This is a genomic window from Klebsiella sp. PCX (genome assembly GCF_021869705.1).
Lineage (GTDB): Bacteria > Pseudomonadota > Gammaproteobacteria > Enterobacterales > Enterobacteriaceae > Klebsiella > Klebsiella quasipneumoniae.
This window is the reverse complement of the sequence record NZ_CP091527.1, coordinates 751,647-775,740: the sequence shown is the minus strand read 5'-3', so window position 1 is coordinate 775,740 and position 24,094 is coordinate 751,647. Positions and strand designations below refer to the sequence as shown.

Below are 24,094 nucleotides of genomic sequence, written 5' to 3'. Positions count from 1 at the left end.
TCTTGTATTTAAATCACAGTTTTTCTCGTCGCTTAATTGGCTTTATGGTTTTTATGTTGTTAATTCATTCAGCATAATAAAAATAATTAAATTAATTAAAAACACGAGTATTCAGTGAAGGTTATCACACCTTAACACTGAGTCTATTTATTACTATGCGCCGGTCTTATTACTTCATTGATAAACAGGATAACGTTTATGACTAACATGAGCCAGGCTCCGGCGACGGAGAAAAAAGGCGTGAGCGACCTGCTGGGATTTAAAATCTTCGGCATGCCGTTACCCCTTTATGCGTTTGCGTTAATTACGCTATTACTTTCCCACTTCTTTAATGCGTTACCCACCGACCTGGTTGGCGGCTTTGCCATTATGTTTATTATCGGCGCCCTGTTTGGCGAAATAGGTAAACGCCTGCCGATATTCAACAAATATATCGGTGGTGCGCCAGTGATGATCTTTCTGGTGGCAGCATATTTCGTTTATGCCGGTATTTTCACGCAGAAAGAGATCGATGCCATCAGTAACGTCATGGATGAGAGTAACTTCCTTAACTTATTCATCGCCGTATTAATTACCGGCGCGATCCTGTCGGTAAACCGTCGTCTGCTGCTGAAATCGCTGCTCGGCTACATCCCGACCATTCTGATGGGCATTGTCGGCGCGTCGATTTTCGGTATCGTCATCGGCCTGGTGTTCGGCATCCCGATGGATCGCATTATGATGCTGTACGTCCTGCCGATCATGGGCGGCGGCAACGGCGCGGGCGCGGTACCGCTGTCGGAAATTTATCACTCCGTTACCGGTCGGTCTCGCGAAGAGTACTATTCAACCGCTATCGCTATTCTGACCATCGCCAATATCTTTGCCATCGTCTTTGCCGCCGTACTCGATATCATCGGTAAAAAACACACCTGGCTGAGCGGCGAGGGCGAGCTGGTGCGCAAAGCCTCGTTTAAAGTCGAAGAAGACGAAAAAGCGGGCCAGATCACTCATCGCGAAACCGCCGTCGGCATGGTGCTGGCCACCACCTGCTTCCTGCTGGCCTACGTGATGGCGAAGAAAATCCTGCCCAGCATTGGCGGCGTATCGATTCACTATTTTGCCTGGATGGTGCTGATCGTCGCGGCGCTGAACGCCTCTGGCCTCTGCACACCCGAAATCAAAGCTGGCGCCAAACGCCTGTCGGATTTCTTTTCCAAACAGCTGTTGTGGGTGCTGATGGTCGGCGTCGGCGTCTGCTACACCGACCTGCAGGAAATCATCAACGCTATTACCTTCGCTAACGTCGTCATCGCCGCGGTTATCGTCGTTGGCGCGGTGGTTGGCGCGGCCCTGGGCGGCTGGATGATTGGCTTCTTCCCGATTGAATCAGCGATCACCGCGGGTCTGTGCATGGCCAACCGCGGCGGTTCCGGTGACCTGGAAGTGCTCTCTGCCTGTAACCGTATGAACCTTATCTCTTATGCGCAAATCTCCTCCCGTTTGGGTGGCGGTATTGTGCTGGTCATCGCCAGCATCGTGTTCGGCATGATGATTTAACCCATTTGCACGATGGCGCCGTTGAACGGACGACGACTAGCATCGCCAGGGTCCAATGCCGGGAGCGGCAGAGGGAAATCCACCCTGCTCCTTAGCCGGGAATGCCAGAAACGTCGCCAGGCAGCGCGCCATCGTGCCCCTATTTTGAGAGGTATACATGACTGATGCTGCGCTGCTAGGCGAAGGCTTCACCCTGATGTTTCTCGGCATGGGCTTTGTGCTGGTGTTCCTGCTGCTGCTCATCTTCGCCATCCAGGGGATGTCCCTCGCCGTTAACCGTCTGTTTCCCGAGCCGCTTCCGGCGTCAAAACCGGCACCGGCCGCCGTCGCGCCCGCCGACGACTTCGCCCGCTTAAAGCCGGCGATTGTCGCCGCCATTCACCACCATCGCCGTTTGCACCCTTAATTCACGGAGGAATTCATGACCGTTGCCATTACCGATGTCGTCCTGCGCGACGCCCACCAGTCCCTGTTCGCCACCCGCCTGCGCCTCGACGATATGCTCCCCGTCGCCGCTCAGCTTGACGACGTCGGCTACCGCTCCCTCGAGTGCTGGGGCGGGGCCACCTTTGATGCCTGCATCCGCTTTCTCGGCGAGGACCCGTGGGTCCGCCTGCGCGAGCTAAAAAAAGCGATGCCGAAAACCCCGCTGCAGATGCTGCTCCGCGGCCAGAACCTGCTCGGCTACCGCCACTACGCCGATGACGTGGTGGCGCGCTTCGTGGAGCGCGCCGTCAAAAACGGCATGGACGTCTTCCGTGTCTTCGACGCCATGAACGACCCGCGCAACATGCAGGCCGCCCTGCAGGCGGTGCGCAGCCACGGCGCCCACGCCCAGGGCACGCTTTCGTACACCACCAGCCCGGCGCACACCCTGCAGACCTGGCTCGACCTCACCGAACAGCTGCTGGAGACCGGCGTCGACTCCATCGCCATCAAGGACATGTCCGGCATTCTGACGCCGCATGCCGCCTTTGAGCTGGTCAGCGAAATCAAAAAACGCTACGACGTCACCCTGCACCTGCACTGCCACGCCACCACCGGCATGGCGGAGATGGCCCTGCTGAAGGCCATTGAAGCCGGGGTCGACGGCGTGGATACGGCGATTTCGTCCATGAGCGCCACCTACGGCCATCCGGCAACCGAAGCGCTGGTGGCCACCCTCGCCGGCACGCAATATGACACCGGGCTGAATATCCACAAGCTGGAGAGCATCGCGGCCTGCTTCCGCGAGGTGCGTAAGAAGTACCACGCCTTCGAAGGGCAGCTGAAAGGCACCGACAGCCGTATCCTCGTCGCCCAGGTGCCGGGCGGGATGCTCACCAACCTCGAAGGCCAGCTGAAGCAACAGAGCGCCGCCCACCGTCTGGATGAAGTGCTGGCGGAAATCCCTCGCGTGCGCGAGGACCTCGGTTTCATCCCGCTGGTCACCCCGACCTCGCAGATTGTCGGCACCCAGGCGGTGCTCAACGTCCTCACCGGCGAGCGCTACAAAACCATCGCGAAGGAGACCGCCGGCATTCTGAAAGGTGAATACGGCCACACTCCGGCGCCGGTGAACGCCGCCCTGCAGGCGCGGGTGCTCGAGGGCGCAGAGGCCATCACCTGCCGCCCGGCGGACCTGCTGAAGCCGGAGCTGGCGCAGCTGGAAGCCGACGTCAGACGCCAGGCACAGGAGAAGGGCATCACGCTTGCCGAAAACGCCATCGACGACGTGCTCACCGTGGCGCTGTTCCCGCAGCCCGGCCTGAAGTTCCTCGAAAACCGCCACAATCCGGCAGCCTTTGAACCGCTGCCGCAGCTGGAAGAAGCCAGACCTGCCGCGAAGGCTGAGAAACCAGCCGCCTCCGGCGTCTACACCGTGGAAGTGGAAGGCAAGGCCTTTGTGGTGAAGGTCAGCGACGGCGGCGACGTCAGCCAGCTCAGCGCCGCGCCGGTGGCCGCTACGCCTGCTGCCGCCCCGGCCCCGGCCGGCGCCGGCACCCCGGTGACCGCCCCGCTGGCGGGCAATATCTGGAAGGTGCTGGCCGCGGAAGGCCAGGCGGTGGCCGAAGGCGAGGTGCTGCTGATTCTGGAAGCCATGAAGATGGAGACCGAAATCCGCGCCGCGCAGGCCGGCACCGTGCGCGGTATCGCGGTGAAGTCCGGCGACGCGGTGGCGGTCGGCGACACCCTGATGACCCTGGCGTAAGGACGAGGAGCGGAAATGGAAAGTCTGAACGCCCTGATTCAGGGGATGGGGCTGATGCACCTGGGGTTCGGCCAGGCGGTGATGCTGCTGGTCAGCCTCCTGCTGCTCTGGCTGGCGATTGCCAGGAAGTTCGAGCCGTTACTGCTGCTGCCGATTGGCTTCGGCGGCCTGCTCTCCAATATTCCGGAGGCCGGGCTGGCGCTCACCGCCCTGGAGAGCCTGCTGGCCCACCACGACCCGGCGCAGCTGGCGGTGATTGCCGCGAAGCTCCACTGCGCGCCGGACGTCCACGCCATTAAGGACGCGCTGGCCCTGGCCCTGCCGTCGGTGCAGGGGCAGATGGAGAGCCTGGCGGTGGACATGGGCTACTCCGCCGGGGTGCTGGCCATCTTCTATAAGGTGGCGATTGGCTCGGGCATCGCGCCGCTGGTAATTTTCATGGGCGTCGGGGCGATGACCGATTTCGGCCCGCTGCTGGCCAACCCGCGCACCCTGCTGCTGGGGGCGGCGGCGCAGTTCGGTATCTTCGCCACCGTGCTCGGGGCGCTGACGCTGAACTACTTCGGCATCATCAGCTTCACCCTGCCGCAGGCGGCGGCCATCGGCATCATCGGCGGCGCCGACGGCCCGACGGCTATCTACCTGTCGGGCAAGCTGGCGCCGGAGCTGCTGGGGGCCATCGCGGTGGCGGCCTACTCCTACATGGCGCTGGTGCCGCTGATCCAGCCGCCGATCATGAAGGCGCTGACCACGAATAAGGAGCGGAAGATCCGCATGGTGCAGCTGCGTACGGTGAGTAAGCGGGAGAAGATCCTCTTCCCGGCGGTGCTGTTGCTGCTGGTGGCGCTCCTGCTGCCGGACGCCGCGCCGCTGCTGGGGATGTTCTGCTTCGGCAACCTGATGCGCGAGAGCGGGGTGGTGGAGCGGCTGAGCGACACGGTGCAGAACGCGCTGATCAACATCGTGACCATCTTCCTCGGGCTGTCGGTGGGAGCCAAGCTGGTGGCGGACAAGTTCCTGCAGCCGCAGACCCTGGGGATCCTGCTGCTGGGGGTGATCGCCTTCTGCGTGGGCACCGCGGCCGGGGTGCTGATGGCGAAGCTGCTGAACAGGTTCAGTAAGAACCCGATCAACCCGCTGATCGGTTCAGCCGGGGTGTCGGCGGTGCCGATGGCGGCGCGGGTGTCGAACAAGGTGGGTCTGGAAGCGGACGGGCAGAACTTCCTGCTGATGCACGCCATGGGCCCGAACGTGGCTGGGGTGATCGGCTCGGCGATCGCCGCCGGGGTGATGCTCAAGTACGTGCTGGCGATGTAGGCCGGCATCCTCTCCGGAGGCGTGGCCGTTACCTCGCCTCCGGGTCAGGATTAACAGCGCCCCCTTGCCATCGATCACTTTTCTGAAATTAGCGGTTCTGTGCGCCATCTGCGGGTTCTCGGGCCGCGAAACGGGGAAACTAATCATTTAATGTCTATTGGCGCTATGTATACCCGAAAAATCACCCACTGGTTTGCCAGGCGATCGTTTCAGAATCGCATCTTCCTGCTGATCTTATTCACCTCGACGATCGTTATGCTGGCGATGTCATGGTATCTGACCGACATTACCGAAGAGCGTCTGCATTACCAGGTCGGGCAGCGGGCGCTGATTCAGGCAATGCAGATTTCGGCGATGCCGGAGCTGGTCGAAGCGGTTCAGAAACGCGATCTCGCCAGAATCAAAGCGCTTATCGATCCCATGCGTTCGTTCTCCGACGCCACCTATATCACCGTCGGTGATGCCAACGGCCAGCGCCTCTATCATGTTAATCCTGATGAAATCGGCAAATCGATGGAGGGCGGCGATAGCGATGAAGCATTGTTAAACGCGAAAAGCTACGTGTCAGTGCGCAAAGGCTCGCTGGGCTCCTCGCTGCGCGGTAAATCACCGATTCAGGACGAGACCGGCAAGGTGATTGGCATTGTGTCGGTAGGCTATACCATTGAACAGTTAGAGAACTGGCTCAGCCTGCAGATAAGCTCGCTGCTGATCCCGATGGCGATCATGTTACTGCTCCTGCTCTACTGCGCCCGCCGCTTCTCGTTGCATATCAAAAAGCAGATGCTGAATATGGAACCTCAACAGCTGTCGCAGCTGTTGATCCAGCAAAGCGTGTTGTTTGAATCCGTGTTCGAAGGGCTCATCGCCATCGACTCCCGTTACAAGATCACCGCGATTAATCAGACTGCCCGCCGGCTGCTCAACCTGAGCCAACCGGAACCGACGCTTATCGGTAAAGGGATCAGCAGCGTTATTTCTCAGGAGGCTTTCTTCTACGATGCGCCGCAGACCAATAAAAAAGACGAGATCGTCACCTTCAATCATATCAAAGTGATCGCCAGCCGGATGGCGGTGATCTTAAATAATGAGCCACAGGGCTGGGTGATCAGCTTTCGTAGTAAAGACGATATCAACACCCTCAGCCTGCAGCTCAGTCAGGTGCAACAGTATGCCGATAACCTGCGCGCCGTGCAGCATGAGCATCGCAATCTGATCTCCACCATCGCCGGCCTGCTGTTTCTTAAACGCTACGATCATGCGCTGGATCTGATCCAACAGCAGTCGGAAAGCCACCAGAAAGTGATCGATTTTATCGCGCGGAATTTCCAGGATAACCATCTGGCCGGGCTGTTGATCGGCAAGTATTACCGCGCCAAAGAGCTCGGTCTGGAACTGGTTTTCGATCCGGCCTGCTTCGTCGACAGATTACCCACCGCCCTTTCTCACAACGAATGGATCTCGATCGTGGGGAATCTGCTTGATAACGCCTACAATGCCAGCCTGCAACAGCCGCAGGGCTCAAAGCAGATAGAGTGCCTGATCAACAGCGACGGCCACGAAGTGATTATCGAGGTCGCCGATCAGGGATGCGGCATTGACGAGACGCTGCGCGATCGGATCTTCGAGCGCGGCGTCACCAGCAGCGTCAGCAAAGATCATGGCATCGGACTCTGGCTGGTTCGCAGCTACGTGGAACAGGCAGGCGGCAGCATCGTCGTCGAAAATAACCTTCCCTTTGGCACCATCTTTACTCTTTATATTCCCCTGACCCGAGATGAACATCATGGATAGCATCACCACTCTTATCGTTGAAGACGAACCTATGCTGGCGGAGATCCTGGTGGATAACATCAAACAGTTTCCCCAGTTCGACGTCATTGGCATTGCGGATAAACTCGAGAGCGCCAGGAAACAACTCAGACTGTATCAACCGCAGCTGATCCTGTTGGATAATTTCTTACCTGATGGCAAAGGTATCGATCTGATCCGCCATGCGGTCAGTACCCATTACAAGGGGCGGATCATCTTTATTACCGCTGATAATCATATGGATACCATCAGCGAAGCGCTGCGCCTGGGGGTGTTCGACTATCTAATTAAGCCGGTGCATTATCAGCGCCTGCAGCACACCCTGGAGCGCTTCGCCCGCTATCGCAGCTCGCTGCGTTCCAGCGAACAGGCCAGCCAGATCCACGTCGATGCGCTGTTTAATATTCAGGCTCGGGAACAGACGGAACCGGCCAGCGCACCGCTACGCGGGATCGATGAAAGCACCTTTCAGCGCGTACTCCAGCTGTTTGCCGACCCGGCGGTGGTACATACCGCCGACTCGCTGGCGCGTATCCTTGGCAGCAGCAAAACCACCGCTCGCCGTTATCTGGAACAGGGAGTGAAGAACGACTTTCTGGAAGCGGAAATCAGCTACGGCAAGGTTGGCCGACCGGAGCGTATTTATCGCGTCAAACAGACCTACCCTGAGCAGAACTGAAACGTTTACGTCAGGGAATAGCTGATCACCAGCTGCCCCTTCTTCATCTTAATCTGACTAATGACAATGTCGCCCAGCTCCGCCAGACGGGCGACGTGGGTGCCACCGCAGGGATAGGCGGGCAGCTCGCCGAATCCCACTTTGCGCATGCCGTCAGCGAACGTCACCTGACGCGGTAAATCCTGCGCCTGCCATGCCTTTACTAGCGCCAGTAGCGCACTGGCGTCCGGCAGCGCGGCGCTATTCCTGCTGGCAAAGGTTATCCGCCCTTCGCCGGGCCAGTGGTGCGCTTTCACCGGTTGCCAGCCAAGCTGTTCGCCCGCCAGGCCAAGCAGGTGGCCGGCAGAATGCAGACGAGCATGCAGCTGTCTCGCGGAGGCATCAATTTTCATCTCCACTTCACCGAGGGGAAGCAGTTGCGACAGAATATGCAGCACCCTGTCGCCGCGCACAACCACCGTCTCAACGGCCTGTCCGGCAATCCAGCCGCAATCCGCCGGTTGACCGCCCCCTTGCGGGTGAAACAGCGTCCGATCCAGTTCGATGGCGTAACGGCCATCCGCTTCTGCAGTGCAGGCGATGATCTGGGCGCGCCCGTCGGTAGCATCGCTGGTGTAATAAACCCGTTCAGTCATAGTGATTCTCCTCTCTGTTCGCCCAGTATATTATTAATACCGACAGCGATAATCCCATCATCCGCCAATGCACTCTTGCTCCAGGGGCACAAATGAATCTGAACCTCCTGCCCGACCTTGCCCTCTTCGTACAGATCGTCGACCAGGGCAGCTTCTCCGCCGTCGCCCGCCAGAGCGGCATTACCCCTTCCGCGGTTAGCCGTAGCGTGTCGCGGCTGGAGCGAGAGATGGGCTGCAAACTGCTGCAGCGTACCACTCGCAAGCTGCGTCTGAGCGATGCCGGGGAAACGGTTTACCAGCATGCCCAGCAGATGCTGGAAGCGGCGCGACAGGCGATGGATTCCGCCGGCAGTCGCCAAACGGTCGCCCAGGGAAAGCTGACGCTCAGCGTACCGAAAGCTATCGGCCGCTTTGTGATCCATCCGCTGATGATGGCGTTTTTTCACCGTTACCCGCAGGTTGACGTCTGCCTGCGGCTGGAAGATCGCCCTCTGGATTTTATCGATGACGGTATCGATCTGGCGCTACGCATCACCGATACCCCCTCGCCCGGCCTGCATGGCAAACCGCTGATGCCGGTCACGCACGTTATCTGCGCCACTGAAGCCTATTTACAGCGCCACGGTATGCCGCACACGCCGCAGGAACTGCGGGCGCACAGTTGCATCAGTCTTGGCGAAACGCCTGCCGACGCGCGCTGGAAGTTCCGTCGGGAAGGGAAAACCGAAACGGTGCAAACATACGGGCGGTACGCCGCCAACCATACCGCCGTGCGCCTCGACGCGGTTAAGCAGCATCTGGGGATCGGCAGCCTGCCGCTGTTCACCGCCCGCGAGGCGCTGGCGAATGGCGACATTGTGCAGGTGCTGCCCGAGTGGGAATTTATCAGCAGCTATTCCGGCGATCTGTGGCTGCTGTGGGCGGGAGATAAGCATATGCCCGCCAGAATGCGGGCGATGATTGATTATCTCAGCGAGACGGTGCCTACGCTGAACGCAGGCAGCACAGAGCCAGCGAAATAACCGCAAACCACGGAATGATAACCCCCAGCACGAACCAGATCCCGGAGCGGCCGATGTCATGCATCCGCCGGCAGCCAACTGCCAGCAGGGGGATCGCCATCAATAGCAGCCACAGCGCCGCAAAGGGTATGACCACAAAGCTGAGGATGCCGTAGCGAGGGTCTACGCGGGTCGCCAGGCACCAGACGGCCAGCGGCGCGCTGGCGATCAGTAGATTGATAAGAAAAAACGTCCAGAACTGCTGTCGGCTGGCCCGGCCGCTAAAATTAAAGGCCTCTTTCCAGCCGCTCAAATACGCCAGTCCATAGGTCATTGCTTCTCTCCTTGAAGATTGGGTGGGTATTACGGCGCCAGGGCAATCACCTCCGCCGCCCAGCGCTGAAACCCTTCCACGTCGATATCCAGCGCCACCTGGGCGTTCGCCGGCTGACCCAGTCGTCCTTCAATATCCACCACCGTGGTGCCGGCGGTCCAGGTGCCCTGCGTCTCCACCGCCACAAAACATGGCTGCAGAGTGAACAGTTCCGGGCGGGCCAGCCATGCGATAGCGCAGAGATCGTGCATTCGCAGACCACTGCTCATGCTGCCGCTGCGATAGTGGCTAAACAGCGCATGGAGCATTTTACCGGTCTGGTTCAGCGTCGGCAGGGTTGCCAGATAATCCGCCGTCAACAGCGCCCGATTGGTGACGTCCAGCCCGCACATCACAATCTCCAGCCCGCTGTGGAAGACTTTAGCGGCAGCTTCCGGGTCGATGGCAATATTGAATTCGGCATTCGGCGTAAAGTTGCCGCGGCCCGCCGAGCCGCCCATGATCACCAGCCGGCGAATGTTGAATACGCATTCCGGATACTGGGTCAGCAGCAGCGCAATATTGGTCAGCGGGCCAATCGCCACCAGAGTGATCGGCTCGGCAGCGTGCATAAGCGCATCACGGATCGCCTGGAAGGCCGGCTTCGCCAGCGGCTGACGTTGATGCTCAACAAAGTCATACCCTTCCATACCGGATTCGCCATGCACCGAAGCGGCATCGCGCAGGGGACGCACCAGCGGCATCGAAGCGCCCTGCGCCAGCGGCACATCGGCATGCCAGAAGTGCAGCAGCTGCAGCGCGTTACGGGTCGTCTTCTCCACCGAGACATTACCTGCCACGGTGGTCATCAGCTGCAGATCCAGCTCGGGAGCGAACAGCGCCGCAGCAATGGCGGCAGCGTCGTCGATGCCCGGGTCAGTATCAAGAATGATCGGTAAGCGCATGGTTTCTCCCTAAAAAAAATGCCAGACGTTAAGTCTGGCATCTTCTCATATTGCAGGCGGAAAGAACTTACTCTACTTCACGGACATCCACACGCAGCTCTTTCGGCACTTCAAAAACGATATTCTCTTCTCGGCCTTCCAGCGGCACCGCTTCGCCACCGCCCAGCTCCTGCAGCCGGGTGATAACGTTCTGCACCAGAATATCCGGCGCCGATGCGCCCGCCGTCACGCCAACGCAGGCCGCATCCTTGACCCAGGCTTCCTGAATATCGGAGGCATCGTCAATCAGGTAGGCTGCCTTACCCATCCGCTGCGCCAGTTCGGCGAGGCGGTTAGAGTTGGAGGAGTTTTTCGAACCGACCACCAGCACCACGTCAGCCTGCTCCGCCAGCGCGCGCACCGCTTCCTGACGGTTAGTGGTGGCATAGCAAATGTCGTCTTTGCGCGGGCCGACGATTTTCGGGAAACGCGCGCGCAGCGCGTCAATCACATCAGAGGTATCGTCCACCGAGAGGGTGGTCTGGGTCATAAACGACAGCCGGGCGTCGTTTTTGACTTCCAGCTTGAGAACATCTTCCGGCGACTCGACCAGGTACATGCCCCCTTGCGGGTTATTGTACTGCCCCATAGTGCCTTCGACTTCCGGGTGTCCGGCATGGCCGATCAGAATCGACTCTTCGCCACGGCGGCTGGCGCGGGCGACTTCCATATGCACTTTCGTCACCAGCGGACAGGTGGCGTCGAACACCGTCAGGTCGCGGCTCTTCGCTTCATTCCGTACCGCCTGCGATACGCCGTGAGCGGAGAAAATCAGGATCGCGCCGTCCGGTACTTCGCTGATCTGTTCGATAAATATGGCGCCGCGCTTGCGCAGGCTATCCACTACATAGCGGTTATGCACCACTTCATGACGAACATAGATCGGCGCGCCGTACAGCGTCAGCGCGTTTTCTACAATGCTGATAGCGCGGTCAACGCCAGCGCAAAAGCCGCGCGGGTTAGCCAACAGGATCTGCATGTTACTCCTCCAGCGCCGGATCGATCTCCAGCACTTCAATATCAAAATGAACGGTGCGCCCGGCCAGCGGATGGTTGAAGTCGACGGTGATGGAATCGCCGTTCACTTCACGGATCACGCCAGGCATTTCGCTGCCATCCATTGCGGTAAAGAGCATAATCGCGCCGATCTCCGGCTCGCCGGCGTCGATAAACTCGCGGCGAGAGAAATACTGAATCATGTCCGGGCTCGGGACGCCAAAAGCGGCGTCAGGCTCCAGCGAAAAGGCCTTTTTCTCGCCCTCTTTCAGACCAAGAAGCTGTTGCTCCAGCCCTTCAGACAGGGAGGTGTCGCCGAGGCGAAACAGCGCCGGTTTGCCATTGTTACGGGTGGACTCGGCGGTGGATCCATCGTCCAGCTTCAGCGTGAAGTGAACGAGAACCGCGCTGTTGCTCTGTACGGATTTAGACATGCAAATTGCTCGCTTGTTTTAGGTCACCTGTTGCCCGGAGGCGCTACGCTTACCGGGCGACGGGAGACCACACATTCTGTAGGCCGGGCAGGCGTGGCGCCACCCGGCATTAACATTTACACCTGCTCTTTTGCGGTCGGTTTCGGCAAGAAGCCTTCCAGCACAATCATCGCCGCGCCGATGCAGATAGCGCTATCGGCGAGGTTGAAAGTAGCGAAGTGCCAGTCGCCGACGTAGAAGTCGATCATATCGACCACAAAGCCGTGCCACAGGCGATCGAACAAGTTGCCCAGCGCGCCGCCGATAATCAGGGCGTAGGCAATATTGTTCAGCTTTTGCGACGCCTTCGAACGGTACATCAGCACCGTCAGCACCACGCAAATGCCGATCGCGATCCCGGAAAAGAACCAGCGCTGCCAGCCGCCGCTGTCGGCGAGGAAGCTAAAGGCCGCGCCATAGTTGCGGGCATAATGCAGATTAAGCGACGGGAACAGCGGAACCGTCTCCCCCAGAGCGAAGTTCTGGAGGATCAGGAATTTGCTGCCCAGATCGATAATCAGCACGGCTACGACCACCCACAGCCAGCGTAGCCCCGTTGAACAGATCGATTTACTCATCAGGCGAATTTACGTTGCTCGCCGTCACCGGCGACGTTGCTCACACAGCGTCCGCAGATTTCCGCGTGTTCCGCCACCTTGCCGATATCGGTGGTGTAATGCCAGCAGCGCGGGCATTTCTCACCTTCAGCTTTACTCAATGCGACTTTCAGCCCTTTGAGCAGTTCGCTCTGCTGCGCATCAGCAGATGCGCTCGCATAGTCTGCGACGTTCGCCCCGGAGGTCAACAGGACAAATCGCAATTCATCCCCCAGTGCGTTGAGCTTAGCGGCCAGGTCGGCATCAGCATACAGCGTCACCGCAGCTTCCAGCGAACCACCGACTTTCTTATCCGCACGCGCCTGCTCGATCACTTTGTTGACTTCGCCACGGACTTTCAGCAGCTCATCCCAGAAGCCGTCATTCATCGCTTCGTCGTCGGCCAGGCCGAAGAGACCCTGATACCATTCGCCGGTAAAGACGTATTTCTCACGCTCGCCCGGCAGGTAACCCCAGATTTCGTCCGCAGTGAAGGACATGATCGGCGCCATCCAGCGCACCAGCGCTTCCACGATGTGGAACAGCGCGGTCTGGCAGCTGCGACGCGCCACGCTGTCCGCCTTAGCGGTGTACTGGCGGTCTTTGATGATGTCGAGGTAGAACGAGCCCATCTCAATGGAGCAGAAGCGCATCAGGCGCTGCACCACTTCGTGGAAGTCGTAGGATTCGTAGGCTTTCAGGATATCTTCCTGTGCCGCCTGCGCGCAGCCGACCGCCCAGCGATCCAGCACCACCATCTCTTCCGGTTTGACCATGTCTTTTGCCGGATCGAAACCGTTCAGGTTCGCCAGCAGGAAGCGCGCGGTGTTACGGATACGACGATAGCTGTCCGCGGCGCGTTTGAGGATCTCGTCAGAGACCGCCATTTCGCCGGTGTAGTCGGTGGAAGCCACCCACAGTCGCAGGATGTCGGCGCCCAACTTGTTCATCACGTCCTGCGGGCTAACGGTGTTGCCGATAGACTTGGACATTTTGCGCCCCTGACCATCGACGGTGAAGCCGTGGGTCAGTACCTGACGATAGGGCGCTTTGCCTTTCATCGCCGTGGAAATCATCAGCGAGGACATGAACCAGCCACGATGCTGGTCGGAGCCTTCCAGATACATATCGGCGGCGTGACCGGCGAATTCCGGACGCACGTCAACCACGGAAGAGTGGGTCGATCCGGAGTCAAACCAGACGTCGAGGGTATCCGGCACTTTCTCGTAGCTGTCAGCGTCATCGCCAAGGATGTCGCGGGAATCGAGATCCCACCACGCCTGGATGCCGTCGACTTCAACACGCTTCGCGACTTCTTCCATCAACTCAAGGGTACGCGGGTGCAGTTCGTGGGTTTCTTTATGCACGAACAGCGACATCGGCACGCCCCAGGTACGCTGACGGGAGATACACCAGTCAGGACGGTTGGCGACCATCGATTCGATACGCGCCTGGCCCCAGTCCGGGATCCACTGCACGCCTTTGATCTCTTTCAGCGACTGCGCGCGCAGACCTTTCTGATCCATGCTCACGAACCACTGCGGGGTGGCGCGAAAGATGATCGGCGACTTGTGGCGCCAGCAGCACGGATAGCTGTGCTGCATTTTTTCCACATGCAGCAGCGCGCCGCGCTCACGCAGCATCTCAACGATGATATCGTTGGCTTTGAAGACGTTGATACCGTCCAGGGACGGATAGGTGCCTGGCAGATAAGCTCCGTCCGGGCCAACCGGGTTAGCGATTTCCAGACCGTATTTCTGGCTGATCGTGTAGTCGTCCGGACCGTGGCCGCCGGCGGTATGCACCGCGCCGGTACCGGCATCCAGCGTCACGTGGTCGCCAAGGATCGCCGGCACGTCGAAATCCAGGAACGGATGCTGGAAACGCATCAGTTCAAGCTCGGCGCCGTTCACCGCCGCCAGGATGGTGTAATCGGCCGCGCCAACGCGCTTCATCACGCTCTCGACCAGGTCTTTCGCCAGGATCAGCGCCTGACCGTCAACCTGCACCAGCGCATAGTCGAACTCCGGCGACAGGGAGATGGCGCGGTTAGCCGGCAGGGTCCACGGAGTGGTGGTCCAGATAACCAGCGACACCGGGCCGTTGACGTCGGCGACGCCGAATTTCGCCAGCACCGCGGCTTTATCTACCGCGTGGAACGCCACGTCGATGGATGGGGAAGTCTTGTCGTAATACTCCACTTCCGCTTCCGCCAGCGCGGAACGGCAGTCTACGCACCAGTGCACCGGCTTGGCGCCTTTATGCAGATGGCCGTTGCCGATGATTTTGCCCAGCGCGCGAATGATATTGGCTTCGGTTTTGAAGTCCATGGTCAGGTACGGATGCGACCAGTCGCCCAGCACGCCGAGGCGAATAAAGTCTTTACGCTGGCCGTCGATCTGCTCGGCGGCATATTCGCGGCACTTGGCGCGGAATTCTGCTGCGGTGAACTTCTCGCCCGGCTTGCCGTATTCCTGCTCTACTTTCAGCTCGATCGGCAGACCGTGGCAGTCCCAGCCCGGAACGTAAGGCGAGTCATAGCCCGTCAGTCCTTTGGACTTAACGATAATGTCTTTCAGAATCTTGTTTACCGAGTGACCAATATGAATGCTGCCATTCGCATAAGGAGGGCCATCATGCAGAATGAAGGTTTTTTTGCCTTTTTTGGCTGCACGAATGATGCCGTACAGGTCATCATCGGTCCAACGCGCCAGCATTCCCGGTTCGCGTTTGGCGAGGTCGCCACGCATAGGGAACCCTGTTTCCGGCAAATTCAGGGTCGATTTATAGTCACTCATCAGATTCTCGGTTCCGTATTTCGGTTTGATAAACACCAGTGGCTCAGGCCTGGCTGGTCAGCCCAAATAATTCGCGGGCCGTTAACTCATCACGTGCGATTTGCGCCTTCAGCTCGTCCAGCGACGCAAACCGCTGCTCATTACGTATCTTTTTACGCAGTACTACATTGATATGGCGACCGTAGAGGTCCATTACAACGTCCAACAGATGCACTTCGAGCTGCTGACGCACGCCCGCTACCGTTGGACGGGTGCCAATATTGGCGACACCGGCGATCGGTTTGTCGCCCAGACCTGTCACTTCTACCGCATAGACCCCTTTAACCGGGGAAACCTGACGACGCAGCGGTAAGTTCGCCGTCGGAAAACCTATGGTACGGCCCAGTTCGTCGCCATGCACGACGCGTCCGGAAATGCTAAACGGATGGCCGAGCAGCGTCTCCGCAAGAAGAAGATCGTCATCGGCCAGCGCCTGACGCACCGCCGTGCTGCTGATCCGCACCCCGCCTTCGCAGAAGGTTTGGGTGCTGGTGACGTCGAAGCCGTATTCCGCCCCCGCCTTTTGTAATAACAAGAAATCCCCCTGGCGACCAGCGCCAAAGCGGAAATCGTCACCGACGGCAAGGAACTGCACGCCCAGGCGGCGCACCAGCAGTTCACTGATAAAATCCTGCGCCGTCAGCGCGGCGAACCGGCGGTCGAAGCGAACGCACAGCACATAGTCGACCCCGCTTTCAGCCAGATAGCTCAGCTTTTCACGCAGGCGGGTCAACCGCGCCGGGGCTTTATCGGCGGCAAAAAGCTCGAGCGGCTGGGGTTCGAAAATCATCACCACCACCGGTAAACCGCGCTGGCGGCCCTCTTCGCGCAATCGCTGCAGCAGCGCCTGATGCCCACGATGCACGCCGTCAAAATTGCCAATGGTCAGCACGCACCCGTGCGGGGCCTGACTGAGATTATGTATGCCGCGTATCAGCTTCATGTCTGGCTCAAAACAGTGAAAATCGTCCGAGTATACCTTGTACAACTGTCAACGTTAACCAGCGATTGCTCCTCGGCAACGAAAGTTCTCAGGAATTCATTCACTCAGCGCGGGTAAGCGGGAAAACCGCCCGCCCCCGGCGATTTTTATGGTGGAAAAGCTGTATTCGCCTGCAACAAGCTGGTAGAATCTTGCGCCATCACTACGTAATGAAGCGCTGTGGTGTTAAACGGCGCTTATTTGCACAAATCCATTGACAAAAGAAGGCTAAACGGGCATATTCCTCGGCCTTTGAATTGTCCATATAGAACACATTTGGGAGTTGGACCTTGGCTAATATCAAATCAGCTAAGAAGCGCGCCGTTCAGTCTGAAAAGGCTCGCAAGCACAACGCTAGCCGTCGCTCTATGATGCGTACTTTCATCAAGAAAGTATACGCAGCTATCGAAGCTGGCGACAAAGCTGCTGCACAAAAAGCATTTAACGAAATGCAACCGATCGTGGACCGTCAGGCTGCTAAAGGTCTGATCCACAAAAACAAAGCTGCGCGTCATAAGGCTAACCTGACCGCTCAGATCAACAAACTGGCTTAATCGCTGCTTGTTGTCGCTTTGTGAAAAAACCCGCGAAAGCGGGTTTTTTTATGCCTGTCATCTTCCCCGCCCTGGCGCGACCTGAGCCACGCCAGCCACGCTTTCCGGCTATCTGGGTTCAGTAAACAGCGACGAATAATCGCGATTGCAGATGCGCTGTACCGCCGGATGCTGAATCATCCGTTCGGCGAAAATAGCGTGATACTCCTCCATCACGCTATCCATGCGGCCAATTTCGACAATCGATTCATCATGATAGAAATCATGCGCGTAGAGCGTCGGCGCGACAAATATCGCATTATGCGCAGCGCCAAAGGCTTTCATGAGCGCCGCGTCGTCAAACTCGCCGAGAATCTCCACCTTCAGACCCTGCACATTAATCCAGTTCAGCAGCTTACGTCCCAGCATCGATCGTCGGCCGGGGATTAGCAGCCGTCGCTCTTCGAGACAAGCCGGGAACGGCTTCGTCGGCGCCGGGTTCATACACCAGAAGCTGACGCTACACTCGCCAATCTTCACCGAAAACAGCCCTTCCTGCTGCGTCGAGTCGATCGGGCAGTCAGAGATAATCATATCGAGCTTATGCTGGCTCAACTGCTCCAGCAGCAGCTCATGGGTGGATTCAAAACAGCGCAGATGAATCTGCTCGCTTTCGACAACGGCGGCATCCAGCACGCCGCTGACCAGCCGCTTCGAGAGCGCATCGGCCACGCCGACGTCAAACAGCAGATTAGACTCTTTGCGATAGTTGACGATGTCGAGCATCTCCTGGCTCAGGGTAAACATCCGGTCGGCATAGCGGAAGACCAACTCCCCGAGCTCGCTCGGCTCCAGCCCTCTTCCCTTGCGCTTGAATAATTTACCCTGCAGACGCTCCTCCAGCGCTTTGATCTGCCCGGTAATGGTCTGCGGCGTCAGAAACAGCGCCTCCGCCGCGCCCACGACAGATCCTTCTTTATAGACGTGCCAGAAGTAGTACAGATGGTTGTAGTTGATATGTGACATGCTTCTCTCCCTGATAATGTCCTGGAGGGCCGGAGAGGCCCTCCGCAGAAAGGTTATACCGCGAGGCGAGTATCCGTCGCGCGCTGACGCAGTATGAGGTATCCGGTGACGGCCGATAACACTGAGCCGATCAAGATGCCAAGCTTGGCCCAGTTGATCAACGCGGGATCCACGTTGCCAAAGGCGAGACTGGCGATAAAAATCGACATCGTAAAGCCAATCCCGCACAGGATACCCACCGCCATAATCTGCCCGCAGGTGGTCCCCTCCGGCAGCGAGGCCCACTTCAGCTTCAGAGCCAGCCAGCAGAACAGGCTGATCCCCAGCGGCTTACCGATAAACAGGCCGGCCATGATGCCCAGAGGCAGCAGCGACGTCAGTCCATCAAGTGTGACCCCCTGCAACGAGACACCCGCGTTGGCAAAGGCAAACAGCGGTAGGATCATAAACGCGACCCACGGGTGCAGGACATGCTCAAGCGCTTTGGCCGGGGATTTACCCTGCTTTTCCTGTAACGGAATCATAAAGCCGACGATGACCCCGGCAAGCGTCGCGTGAACGCCGGACTTCAGCACCGCCGTCCACAGTACCGCGCCGACCAGAATATAGATCCCAGTGCGCCGCACGCCGCTCAGATTCAGGGCCACCAGCACCGCAATCGCCGCCGCCGCCACGCCCAACGAGAGCATTGACAGGTCGTGGGTATAAAACAGCGCGATAATCACGATAGCCCCCAGGTCATCAATGATCGCCAGCGCCATCAGGAAAATCTTTAGCGCCGTCGGGACGCGGCTGCCTAACAGCGCCAGCACGCCAAGGGCAAAGGCAATATCCGTCGCTGCCGGGATCGCCCATCCCTCTCTGGCGACAGGATCCTGAGCGTTAAAGGCCAGATAGACCAGCGCCGGGACGATCATCCCGCCGAGCGCGGCAATCACCGGAAAGACCGCCTGACGACGACTCGCCAGCGAGCCCTGAATCAGCTCGCGTTTGACCTCGAGGCCAATCAGCAAGAAGAACACCGCCATCAGGGCATCATTGATCCAGAGCAGCATATTCTTGTTGATCTCCAGCGCCCCCACCCGCAGCTGTACAGGCGTATCAAGGAAGGAGTGATACAGACCGCTGGTCACGCTGGTATTGGCCATGACCATCGCCAGCACCGCGGCGATGATTAAGACAATGCCGCCGGAAGCATCGCTACTGAAGAATCGTTGCAGATGTTTCACTTTTACTTTCATCCTGTTGGTGAATAACTCGATAAAAGCATAATACACAAACTGATAACTCGAAAAAATCAGATTTAAGTTGAGTAAACATTCGATTTTTACGAATCAAAGAGGAGCGATAAGACAAAAAAAGCCCGGGCAGCAAAGGCCCGGGCCAGGAGTCAGCGAAAGCGGAATTAGCGGGTCAAATCGTCGAAGAACTTCTTCACACCGTCGAAGAAGCTTTTCGAACGCGGGCTGTTGTTTTCCCCGGTCGGGCCGCCGAAGCTTTCCTGCAGCTCTTTCAGCAGCTGCTTCTGCTTCTCGTTCAGCCCCACCGGCGTCTCCACCACCACCCGGCACAGCAGATCGCCCTGCGCGCCGCCGCGAACGGATTTCACGCCTTTGCCGCGCATGCGGAACAGTTTGCCGGTCTGGGTTTCGCCCGGAATCTTGAGATTGACGCGGCCGTCGAGCGTCGGGACCTCAATCTCGCCGCCCAGCGCTGCCATGGTGAAGTTGATCGGCACTTCGCAGTACAGGTTATTGCCTTCACGCTCAAAGATAGCGTGCTGCTTCACCTGGACCTGAACGTACAGATCGCCTGCCGGTGCGCCATGCTCGCCGGCTTCACCTTCACCCGCCAGACGGATCCGGTCCCCGGTATCCACGCCCGCCGGGATTTTAACCGACAGGGTTTTGGTCTTCTCAACGCGGCCGTGACCATGACATTTATTGCACGGATCTTTAATCAGCGTACCGCGTCCCTGACAGTGCGGACAGGTCTGCTGTACCGCAAAGAAGCCCTGACGCATCTGGACCTGGCCTGCGCCATGACAGGTCGGACAGGTTTGCGGTTTGCTGCCAGCTTTGGCGCCGCTGCCGTGGCAGACGTCGCACTCTTCCAGCGTCGGAATACGGATCTCTTTGGTGACGCCACGTACCGCTTCTTCCAGCGTCAGCTCCATGTTGTAACGGAGATCGGCGCCGCGCGCCGCGCGCTGCCGGCCACGTCCGCCGCCAAAGATATCGCCGAAAACATCGCCAAAGATATCGCTGAAGTCCGCACCGCCGCCAAAACCGCCGCCGCCGCCCATGCCGCCCTGCTCAAAGGCCGCGTGGCCGTACTGATCGTAGGCCGCACGCTTCTGGGCATCAGTCAGGATTTCATACGCTTCTTTGATTTCTTTAAATTTGGCTTCGGCCTCTTTATCACCCTGGTTGCGGTCCGGGTGATACTTCATGGCCAGGCGCTTATAAGCCTTTTTGATTTCACGCTCTTCCGCTGTTTTGGAGACGCCTAAAATCTCGTAGTAATCTTGCTTTGCCATTGGTGTTTTTCAGCCCCTTAACATGCGTGCACGGGCGGAGAGGAAACCTCTTCGCCCGTGCCAGTGTTTTACCCGTTCAAAGGGCGATTATTTTTTATCTTTCACTTCTTCGAACTCAGCGTCGACAACATCGTCGTCTTTCGCGTTGCTCGCCTGAGCGTCAGCGGAACCCGCCTGCTGCTGAGCATGCTGCTGCTGGGCAATTTCCATCAGCTTCTGGGAAGCCTGCGCCAGCGCCTGCATTTTCGCTTCGATGTCCGCTTTGTCTTCACCTTTCAGCGAAGTTTCCAGCGCGGTCAGCGCAGACTCGATGGCAGTTTTGTCGTCAGCCGGCAGTTTATCGCCTGCTTCTTCAACCTGCTTGCGAGTGCTGTGCAGCAGATGGTCGCCCTGGTTGCGGGTCTGTACCAGCTCTTCGAACTTACGGTCAGATTCGGCGTTAGCTTCCGCTTCGCGAACCATTTTCTGAATTTCTTCTTCGTTCAGACCGGAAGACGCTTTGATGGTGATCTTCTGCTCTTTACCGCTGTTTTTGTCTTTCGCGGAGACGTGCAGGATACCGTCAGCATCGATGTCAAAGGTCACTTCGATCTGCGGCATGCCGCGCGGCGCCGGGTTGATACCATCCAGGTTGAACTGACCCAGAGATTTGTTATCAGACGCGCGTTTACGCTCACCCTGCAGCACATGGATGGTGACCGCAGACTGGTTGTCTTCAGCGGTAGAGAACACCTGGCTGTGCTTGGTCGGGATGGTGGTGTTTTTGCTGATCAGCGCAGTCATCACGCCGCCCATGGTTTCGATACCCAGCGACAGCGGGGTCACGTCGAGCAGCAGAACGTCTTTCACATCACCAGTCAGTACACCGCCCTGAACGGCAGCACCGATCGCCACGGCTTCATCCGGGTTAACGTCTTTACGCGGTTCTTTACCAAAGAACTCGGCCACTTTCTTCTGCACCATCGGCATACGAGTCTGACCACCAACGAGGATCACGTCGTTGATATCGGAAACGGACAGACCGGCATCCTGCAGGGCTACTTTCAGCGGCTCGATGGAACGGTTAACCAGGTCTTCTACCAGGCTTTCCAGTTTCGCGCGAGTCACTTTGATGTTCATGTGTTTCGGACCGGTCGCATCTGCAGTGATGTACGGCAGGTTAACGTCGGTCTGCTGAGCAGAAGACAGTTCAATCTTCGCTTTCTCAGCGGCTTCTTTCAGACGCTGCATCGCCAGCGGGTCGTTGCGCAGGTCAATGCCCTGATCTTTCTTAAATTCATCAACGAGGTAGTTGATCAGACGGGTATCGAAGTCTTCGCCGCCCAGGTGGGTGTCACCGTTGGTCGCCAGTACTTCGAAGGTTTTTTCGCCATCCACTTCGTCGATTTCGATAATAGAGATATCGAAAGTACCACCACCGAGGTCGTAAACCGCGATAGTACGGTTGCCCACTTCTTTATCCAGACCGTACGCCAGCGCGGCCGCGGTCGGTTCGTTGATGATACGTTTGACTTCCAGACCGGCGATACGGCCAGCATCTTTGGTGGCCTGACGTTGCGCATCGTTGAAGTAAGCCGGTACGGTGATAACCGCTTCAGTTACCGGTTCACCCAGGTAATCTTCAGCCGTTTTCTTCATTTTTTTCAGCACTTCAGCAGAGATCTGCGGCGGTGCAGTTTTGGTGCCTTTCACATCCAGCCATGCGTCGCCATTGTCTGCGGCAACAATTTTGTATGGCATGATAGAAACGTCACGCTGAACTTCTTCGTCCTGGAAGCGTCGGCCAATCAGGCGTTTAATCGCAAACAGGGTGTTTTGCGGGTTTGTCACTGCCTGACGTTTAGCCGGCTGACCAACCAGAGTTTCACCATCCTGGGTATAGGCAATGATAGAAGGCGTGGTGCGATCGCCTTCGGCGTTCTCCAGCACGCGTGCAGTAGTGCCATCCATAATCGCTACACAAGAGTTGGTAGTACCCAGGTCGATACCAATAATTTTACCCATCTAAACGTCTCCACTAAAAATTCGATCAACATGTGGTTGTGAACCTGTAATAAGGGCGAAACCTGCGGTTTCAACTGCCCAGACATCATTTTTTTTCAGGTTCTTCACTGCGGTTGACTACAAGATGGGGTCGCCCACTCCGGCATCAAGGGGCAAGTAGAAAAATTTTTTGCCGGGGACCAGCCGACGCCCTCGCCCCCTGTCGCCGATGGCTCAGCAAAGGATATTGCCGGGCGGCAAAAAAGATGGCGAATCACCCATACAAATAGCGAATAAAAAAACCAAATATATTCATAATATCATTGACATAAAACGCAATACTTGTGCGCTAAAAGCCCCGTTTTCGCAGTGATAAGATCCCCGCCCTCGCACTTTACTTATTCAGGGGACAGATTAATGAAATCACTATTCCGGCTTTCAGCGGGGCTTATCCTTAGCGTGTCAGTTATCACCTCGGCGGCCGCCAACGACCATAAGATCCTCGGCGTGATCGCCATGCCGCGCAATGAGACCAACGATCTGACGCTGAAGCTCCCCGTCTGCCGGGTGGTCAAACGTATTCAGCTCAGCGCCGAGCGCGGCGATATACAGCTCTTCGGAGCAACCGTCTACTTTAAGGCCAGCCACGGCGCCAGCCACACGCTGAACGTACCCGCCGGGATCAAAGAGGGCAACACCACCGGCTGGATCACCCTCAACAGCGATAACGACAACAAGCGCTGTGTGAAAAAAATCGCCTTCTCAGGCCACACGGTCAATTCCTCAGATATGGCCTCACTGAAAATTATCGGCGACGACTAACGTCGTCCCCTGCCCGAGAGAAAACGTTATGCGTATTAATTATCTGGATGATGACGATCTCGCCTTTCTGCCTGAGTGCAGCGAGGCGCATCTGGAAGCGTTTACCCGTATTCTGACCCACGGGGAAAATGGCAAACCCCGTCTCTCCAGTACGCTGCTGCGCAACGAAACCTTTCTGTCTATGGAGGGCCACCCGGAGCGCTATCGCCGCAACTGGCAGTTGATCGCCGGCGAGCTACAGCATTTCGGCGGCGACAGCATCGCCAATACGCTGCGCCGCCATGGCAAATTTTATCGCGCCATCCTGCTGGATGTGTGTAAGAGGCTGAAGGCAAAGGTCGATAAACAGATGACGACGCCGCAGATCGAGCAACAGTTGTTGACGCATTTTCTGCAGCACAGCTGGAATAAGCTGGATGCGGAACAAAAAACGCAGTTTCTCGCCGCGGTGGAGTGCCGGAGTCTTGAGCTGGAAAGCCTGCTGCCCCATCTGTTGAGACGCCGCAAGCTGAGTGAAGGCGTTGCCCTGCTACTGGATGAGCGGTTAACCGCCATCCTGCGCACGCACGCCGCCGTGAGCGTCATCGGTCATGGCCTGGTACGCGGCGCCGGGCTGGGGGGGCCGCTTGGCGCCGCGCTGAACAGCGTGAAAGCGGTGAGCGGCAGCGCTTATCGGGTCACCATCCCCGCGGTCCTGCAAATTGCCTGTTTACGACAAATGCTCCACTCGTCGTCGGGCGCAACTGAAATTGGTGAAAAATACCCCGCCAGATCATAGACAGCCTTTACGCGCCTCATTATTATGCCGCGCCCCGC

The 24,094-nt window shown here is 57.9% G+C and carries 22 protein-coding genes; 10 read left to right on the top strand and 12 right to left on the bottom strand.

Going from position 1 to position 24,094, the window contains the following annotated elements; genetic code table 11:
• The first annotated feature begins 198 nt into the window (after positions 1 to 198).
• The 6 genes from citS to GQR96_RS03605 all read left to right on the top strand — a co-directional run bounded on the left by citS (position 199) and on the right by GQR96_RS03605 (position 7,538).
• A complete protein-coding gene (citS, locus tag GQR96_RS03630; RefSeq protein ID WP_004204255.1) occupies positions 199 to 1,539 on the top strand; it encodes a citrate/sodium symporter CitS in 1,341 nt (446 codons plus the stop codon).
• 157 nt (positions 1,540 to 1,696) lie between these two features.
• On the top strand, positions 1,697 to 1,945 hold the full coding sequence (locus tag GQR96_RS03625; protein ID WP_004204254.1) for an oxaloacetate decarboxylase subunit gamma: 249 nt from the start codon (positions 1,697 to 1,699) through the stop codon (positions 1,943 to 1,945).
• 15 nt (positions 1,946 to 1,960) lie between these two features.
• Positions 1,961 to 3,730 carry a sodium-extruding oxaloacetate decarboxylase subunit alpha gene (gene oadA, locus GQR96_RS03620; protein WP_065802783.1) on the top strand — a complete coding sequence of 590 codons (1,770 nt, stop codon included), beginning with the start codon at positions 1,961 to 1,963 and terminating at the stop codon, positions 3,728 to 3,730.
• Between the two features lie 15 nt (positions 3,731 to 3,745).
• On the top strand, positions 3,746 to 5,047 hold the full coding sequence (locus GQR96_RS03615) for an oxaloacetate decarboxylase subunit beta (RefSeq protein ID WP_004204249.1): 1,302 nt from the start codon (positions 3,746 to 3,748) through the stop codon (positions 5,045 to 5,047).
• 165 nt (positions 5,048 to 5,212) lie between these two features.
• Positions 5,213 to 6,841 (top strand): citrate sensor histidine kinase CitA, encoded by a 1,629-nt coding sequence (locus GQR96_RS03610; RefSeq protein ID WP_048322953.1) that lies wholly within the window; start codon positions 5,213 to 5,215, stop codon positions 6,839 to 6,841.
• Positions 6,834 to 7,538, top strand: coding sequence for a citrate response regulator transcription factor CitB (locus GQR96_RS03605; protein WP_004204247.1), 705 nt, complete (start codon positions 6,834 to 6,836; stop codon positions 7,536 to 7,538). The genes GQR96_RS03610 and GQR96_RS03605 overlap by 8 nt, the downstream gene beginning before the upstream one ends.
• Before the next feature lie 5 nt (positions 7,539 to 7,543).
• On the opposite strand, the gene GQR96_RS03600 is transcribed toward GQR96_RS03605, so the two are convergent.
• A complete protein-coding gene (locus GQR96_RS03600; protein WP_004204246.1) occupies positions 7,544 to 8,173 on the bottom strand; it encodes an alanyl-tRNA editing protein in 630 nt (209 codons plus the stop codon).
• A 92-nt stretch (positions 8,174 to 8,265) separates the two neighbouring features.
• On the opposite strand from GQR96_RS03600, the gene GQR96_RS03595 reads away from it, so the two are divergent.
• The gene (locus GQR96_RS03595; protein ID WP_049093225.1) at positions 8,266 to 9,195 is read left to right on the top strand and encodes a LysR family transcriptional regulator; all 930 of its coding nucleotides are present in this window, start codon (positions 8,266 to 8,268) and stop codon (positions 9,193 to 9,195) included.
• On the opposite strand, the gene GQR96_RS03590 is transcribed toward GQR96_RS03595, so the two are convergent.
• From GQR96_RS03590 to ribF, 7 genes are all read right to left on the bottom strand, one after another.
• Positions 9,158 to 9,508, bottom strand: a complete 351-nt coding sequence (locus GQR96_RS03590; protein ID WP_065903222.1) for a DUF805 domain-containing protein — start codon at positions 9,506 to 9,508, stop codon at positions 9,158 to 9,160. The genes GQR96_RS03595 and GQR96_RS03590 overlap by 38 nt on opposite strands.
• Positions 9,509 to 9,537: 29 nt before the next feature.
• The gene (gene rihC / locus GQR96_RS03585; RefSeq protein WP_004204242.1) at positions 9,538 to 10,452 is read right to left on the bottom strand and encodes a ribonucleoside hydrolase RihC; all 915 of its coding nucleotides are present in this window, start codon (positions 10,450 to 10,452) and stop codon (positions 9,538 to 9,540) included.
• A gap of 67 nt (positions 10,453 to 10,519) precedes the next feature.
• On the bottom strand, positions 10,520 to 11,470 hold the full coding sequence (gene ispH, locus GQR96_RS03580) for a 4-hydroxy-3-methylbut-2-enyl diphosphate reductase (protein WP_002887979.1): 951 nt from the start codon (positions 11,468 to 11,470) through the stop codon (positions 10,520 to 10,522).
• 1 nt (position 11,471) lies between these two features.
• Positions 11,472 to 11,921: an FKBP-type peptidyl-prolyl cis-trans isomerase gene (fkpB, locus tag GQR96_RS03575; protein WP_065903219.1), complete on the bottom strand. Its 450-nt coding sequence runs from the start codon at positions 11,919 to 11,921 to the stop codon at positions 11,472 to 11,474.
• 116 nt (positions 11,922 to 12,037) lie between these two features.
• Positions 12,038 to 12,538, bottom strand: a complete 501-nt coding sequence (gene lspA, locus GQR96_RS03570) for a signal peptidase II (RefSeq protein ID WP_004204239.1) — start codon at positions 12,536 to 12,538, stop codon at positions 12,038 to 12,040.
• Positions 12,538 to 15,354 (bottom strand): isoleucine--tRNA ligase, encoded by a 2,817-nt coding sequence (gene ileS, locus GQR96_RS03565; protein WP_004204238.1) that lies wholly within the window; start codon positions 15,352 to 15,354, stop codon positions 12,538 to 12,540. Before ileS ends, lspA begins: the two co-directional genes overlap by 1 nt.
• Positions 15,355 to 15,397: 43 nt before the next feature.
• Positions 15,398 to 16,336, bottom strand: coding sequence for a bifunctional riboflavin kinase/FAD synthetase (ribF, locus tag GQR96_RS03560; RefSeq protein WP_004204236.1), 939 nt, complete (start codon positions 16,334 to 16,336; stop codon positions 15,398 to 15,400).
• Between the two features lie 329 nt (positions 16,337 to 16,665).
• Here ribF and rpsT point away from each other — a divergent pair, with 329 nt between their 5' ends.
• On the top strand, positions 16,666 to 16,929 hold the full coding sequence (gene rpsT / locus GQR96_RS03555; protein WP_002887965.1) for a 30S ribosomal protein S20: 264 nt from the start codon (positions 16,666 to 16,668) through the stop codon (positions 16,927 to 16,929).
• A 108-nt stretch (positions 16,930 to 17,037) separates the two neighbouring features.
• On the opposite strand, the gene nhaR is transcribed toward rpsT, so the two are convergent.
• From nhaR to dnaK, 4 genes are all read right to left on the bottom strand, one after another.
• Positions 17,038 to 17,934, bottom strand: a complete 897-nt coding sequence (gene nhaR / locus GQR96_RS03550) for a transcriptional activator NhaR (RefSeq protein ID WP_002887961.1) — start codon at positions 17,932 to 17,934, stop codon at positions 17,038 to 17,040.
• Between the two features lie 53 nt (positions 17,935 to 17,987).
• A complete protein-coding gene (nhaA, locus tag GQR96_RS03545; RefSeq protein WP_017901221.1) occupies positions 17,988 to 19,163 on the bottom strand; it encodes a Na+/H+ antiporter NhaA in 1,176 nt (391 codons plus the stop codon).
• Between the two features lie 176 nt (positions 19,164 to 19,339).
• Positions 19,340 to 20,473 (bottom strand): molecular chaperone DnaJ, encoded by a 1,134-nt coding sequence (gene dnaJ / locus GQR96_RS03540; RefSeq protein ID WP_002887955.1) that lies wholly within the window; start codon positions 20,471 to 20,473, stop codon positions 19,340 to 19,342.
• 87 nt (positions 20,474 to 20,560) lie between these two features.
• Entirely contained in the window at positions 20,561 to 22,477 is a 1,917-nt protein-coding gene (gene dnaK / locus GQR96_RS03535; RefSeq protein WP_004204234.1) for a molecular chaperone DnaK, read from the bottom strand.
• Positions 22,478 to 22,873: 396 nt separating this feature from the next.
• On the opposite strand from dnaK, the gene GQR96_RS03530 reads away from it, so the two are divergent.
• Positions 22,874 to 23,278 (top strand): DUF2541 family protein, encoded by a 405-nt coding sequence (locus tag GQR96_RS03530; protein WP_049093221.1) that lies wholly within the window; start codon positions 22,874 to 22,876, stop codon positions 23,276 to 23,278.
• Positions 23,279 to 23,306: 28 nt separating this feature from the next.
• Positions 23,307 to 24,056, top strand: a complete 750-nt coding sequence (gene msyB / locus GQR96_RS03525) for an acidic protein MsyB (protein WP_004204232.1) — start codon at positions 23,307 to 23,309, stop codon at positions 24,054 to 24,056.
• Positions 24,057 to 24,094 lie beyond the last annotated feature (38 nt).

Bases quoted from the DNA above. Each gene is read 5' to 3' on its own strand.
- rihC (WP_004204242.1), bottom strand. From the start codon at position 10,452: ATGCGCTTACCGATCATTCTTGATACTGACCCGGGCATCGACGACGCT.
- GQR96_RS03625 (WP_004204254.1), top strand. From the start codon at position 1,697: ATGACTGATGCTGCGCTGCTAGGCGAAGGCTTCACCCTGATGTTTCTC.
- oadA (WP_065802783.1), top strand. From the start codon at position 1,961: ATGACCGTTGCCATTACCGATGTCGTCCTGCGCGACGCCCACCAGTCC.
- ribF (WP_004204236.1), bottom strand. From the start codon at position 16,336: ATGAAGCTGATACGCGGCATACATAATCTCAGTCAGGCCCCGCACGGG.
- citS (WP_004204255.1), top strand. From the start codon at position 199: ATGACTAACATGAGCCAGGCTCCGGCGACGGAGAAAAAAGGCGTGAGC.
- fkpB (WP_065903219.1), bottom strand. From the start codon at position 11,921: ATGTCTAAATCCGTACAGAGCAACAGCGCGGTTCTCGTTCACTTCACG.
- dnaJ (WP_002887955.1), bottom strand. From the start codon at position 20,473: ATGGCAAAGCAAGATTACTACGAGATTTTAGGCGTCTCCAAAACAGCG.
- GQR96_RS03600 (WP_004204246.1), bottom strand. From the start codon at position 8,173: ATGACTGAACGGGTTTATTACACCAGCGATGCTACCGACGGGCGCGCC.
- GQR96_RS03605 (WP_004204247.1), top strand. From the start codon at position 6,834: ATGGATAGCATCACCACTCTTATCGTTGAAGACGAACCTATGCTGGCG.
- ispH (WP_002887979.1), bottom strand. From the start codon at position 11,470: ATGCAGATCCTGTTGGCTAACCCGCGCGGCTTTTGCGCTGGCGTTGAC.
- ileS (WP_004204238.1), bottom strand. From the start codon at position 15,354: ATGAGTGACTATAAATCGACCCTGAATTTGCCGGAAACAGGGTTCCCT.
- GQR96_RS03590 (WP_065903222.1), bottom strand. From the start codon at position 9,508: ATGACCTATGGACTGGCGTATTTGAGCGGCTGGAAAGAGGCCTTTAAT.
- dnaK (WP_004204234.1), bottom strand. From the start codon at position 22,477: ATGGGTAAAATTATTGGTATCGACCTGGGTACTACCAACTCTTGTGTA.
- lspA (WP_004204239.1), bottom strand. From the start codon at position 12,538: ATGAGTAAATCGATCTGTTCAACGGGGCTACGCTGGCTGTGGGTGGTC.
- GQR96_RS03615 (WP_004204249.1), top strand. From the start codon at position 3,746: ATGGAAAGTCTGAACGCCCTGATTCAGGGGATGGGGCTGATGCACCTG.
- GQR96_RS03595 (WP_049093225.1), top strand. From the start codon at position 8,266: ATGAATCTGAACCTCCTGCCCGACCTTGCCCTCTTCGTACAGATCGTC.
- msyB (WP_004204232.1), top strand. From the start codon at position 23,307: ATGCGTATTAATTATCTGGATGATGACGATCTCGCCTTTCTGCCTGAG.
- GQR96_RS03610 (WP_048322953.1), top strand. From the start codon at position 5,213: ATGTATACCCGAAAAATCACCCACTGGTTTGCCAGGCGATCGTTTCAG.
- GQR96_RS03530 (WP_049093221.1), top strand. From the start codon at position 22,874: ATGAAATCACTATTCCGGCTTTCAGCGGGGCTTATCCTTAGCGTGTCA.
- nhaR (WP_002887961.1), bottom strand. From the start codon at position 17,934: ATGTCACATATCAACTACAACCATCTGTACTACTTCTGGCACGTCTAT.